The organism is Pseudomonas sp. O39, assembly GCF_045447295.1.
In the GTDB taxonomy this organism is placed as follows: Bacteria; Pseudomonadota; Gammaproteobacteria; order Pseudomonadales; family Pseudomonadaceae; genus Aquipseudomonas; species Aquipseudomonas antarctica_A.
On record NZ_JBJGXV010000054.1, the window covers coordinates 1 to 2,613 of the forward strand.

Annotated in this window: 1 protein-coding gene and 2 pseudogenes; 1 reads left to right on the forward strand and 2 read right to left on the reverse strand. The window is 52.8% G+C overall.

The window, feature by feature from the left end:
* A pseudogene (locus ACI77D_RS29200) lies at positions 1-683 on the forward strand (hypothetical protein); the annotation flags it as partial.
* A 110-nt stretch (positions 684-793) separates the two neighbouring features.
* On the opposite strand, the gene ACI77D_RS29205 reads toward ACI77D_RS29200, so the two are convergent.
* A complete protein-coding gene (locus ACI77D_RS29205; RefSeq protein ID WP_407018087.1) occupies positions 794-1,189 on the reverse strand; it encodes a hypothetical protein in 396 nt (131 codons plus the stop codon).
* A gap of 394 nt (positions 1,190-1,583) precedes the next feature.
* Positions 1,584-2,517: pseudogene (locus tag ACI77D_RS29210) on the reverse strand (transposase); the annotation flags it as partial.
* Between the last annotated feature and the right edge of the window lie 96 nt (positions 2,518-2,613).

Consider the following 2,613-nt stretch of genomic DNA (forward strand, 5'->3'; position numbering starts at 1 on the left):
CTAGTCGTTCACATCTGGACGCCGGAAGGAGCGGCGGAAATACCCCGGTGCCGCGACCGATCGTCAACCGTTACATCGCCACAGTGGACGCCCAGGGTATTATTTCCACCGGGCATGCAGCCTTGGAGTTACAACCCTCGATCTATATCAGTCAATACCCAGCCGCGGATATCGACCGCTCGCCCTCGGAGTTTTTCCGCATACTCAAAGCGACCAAGGACAATGATGTGCCGAGTACTGTCCTGCCTGACTATGAGAAAGAGGCAGCGGATTGGTGCGAATCGGACCGAAAGATAGAGTTCCATCACTACAACAGCGTTGCCCTTGAACATTTCTGGATGAACTACAGTCTTGATAACCGCTACAATCTGACCTACCGCAACTGTTCAAGCTCAGTCGCTTATGCGCTTGAGGCGTCCCTCGATGCCGTGCTTGCGTTTCGCAGCGAGCGATGGCGAGACTGTTTACGGACCCTGTTCATGCCTGAACTCTGGATTGCGGCGCAGGTACGCAGACGTGCGCTGACCATGGCCTGGCCCCCCGGCCTGGTGATAGATTACGCCAGGGCGCTGCGGGCCATCGTGCACCCTGTTCCGCAGTCCTGGTTTCAGCGCACGCATTGGAAGGCGAGTCACGTTGATGCCATTTCGAGCAACGTCAAGGGCAATCCCGATTTTCCTTAGGTTAAACGGATTAAGGTTTGAGTCGTAAGGCGCTGTAGCTCAGACGCTTACGGATGATGCGAAAACAGTTGTTGAATGCGGGACGCTCGGCTTTGTTAGTAGCGATGGAGTTAAGCGCTTGCAGCTTTGAAAGCGTCCATACTTTCCAAATGTACGGCTCGGCCCTTTAAGTAGCGCCGCTTGGCGGACACCTGGGATTTTTTCGGTTCGTCTGTTTCTAGCGGAAAAAAAATGTTTGCGAGAATTTTTGCCAATTTAACGGCGGTTATAATCTGAACCCCAACGACAGAGCCTTTTGAGCTGCATACCCGATGGATATTGGGACCCGGAATTTCTAAGGCGACTAACGCGCCATCAATAAAACCATCTATGTACCCGTCAAGCCGTTCGCATCGGGCTCGCTGCACTAATGTATTTTGGTTTTTTTGATAGTCCCAGTGCACTTCAAAACAGTCTCCAACTTTCCGTATTTCTATCTGCTCTGGTAGCTCTGAGTTACCTTGCATGCTTCCTTCTCCATAACGATTCATGTACCGTAACTCAAAAGGGTTGAAGCTTATGAATTCTTATTTTTAAAGCACTTGAATTAAAAGTAGCTTGTCATCGAGCATACGTCCGAAAAAAACACACGAACAAGTGCTTTTTTCTTTTTCAAACTTTTCGAATGAGCGTCGCTCACTGACAGGCATAATGAATCTCCTGTGATTTCCTAGGGGCATCCAACTGGCTGCTTCTGGCCGATTCTGTTGAAAAGAGTCGGATTTGTAAATGGCCTGAGCTCAGGCACGACCACCACAGGAGAACCTAATCAACACAGTGAGTGGTTTTTCGGCCCTTCGGTGACCTTTGCTGCTCTGTCAATTGGGTTAATTTGAGGTTTTTTGCCTGGTGCAGGCGCACCTATCCCGTGACTGGTGGCCCTTGAGATGAAAATTTCGCGGGCCGTCGCAGGTTCTGCACCGCAGCGGCAAGCGTGAATTCGTCCGCGCCCCACTCATGCCGCGTAGCCGCAGGCGATCCAGTTTCAGGATGCGTTTGAGGTGGGCAAACAACATTTCGACCTTTTTACGTTCGTGGCGAGAGCGCTGATATGCCGGCGTTGCTGCAATGCGCCGAGCCACATCACGAGAGACTTTATGGACGCTGCGAGCGATCTTGCGGAATGCATTGTTCGGGCAGCACTTGGCTTTCATCGGACACGTAGCGCAGTCGGTTTGCCGGGATCGGAAGATGATGGTGTTGGTTTTGGTTACGTGCGAACGCTCATTCTTGAAGGCTAGCCATTCGCTGCGCAACGCGTTGCCGGCTGGGCAACGGTATTCCTCAGCCTCGTCATCCCAGTGGAAATAGTTGCTCGAAAACTGTCGTTCTTGCGCTCGGTTTTGTCCCACACCGGCACGTGTGGTTCGATGTTTTTTCCTCCACCATCCAGGCCAGCATCGGTGCGGTGCCGTAAGCAGTATCGCCAATCAGGCGTTCCGGCTTGATATTGAACTGCGCTTCGATACGGTCAATCATGGTCTTGGTGCTCTCAACCCCAGCCGTGCGATGAGCCGGTGTTGGTTCCACATCCACAATGGCGCCGTGCTCGGTATCAATCAGATAATTCTTAGAGTAAGCGTAGAACGCTGGGCCTCCAAGAGCGGCGGTCCAGCGGGCTTTAGGAACCTTCAGCGACAGGCGCTTCGGTAGCGTTTCCGCCAGAGCCTTTTCATCGAGTGCCTCAAGTTAGTCACGCACGGCGCGTGTGTTTTCAGCTCCAACTGACCGGTTCATCATCCTGTACGCCGCGCTACCGGCTGGCATGCGCTTTGATGATGCTGACGTCTACGGCATGCTCGACCCACAATTGGTCGACGTCCAAGCGGCTCATCAGGCTAAAGCAATGGCGGCCGCCAGCCTTAGTTTCAGCATGCAGAAACAAACCCAT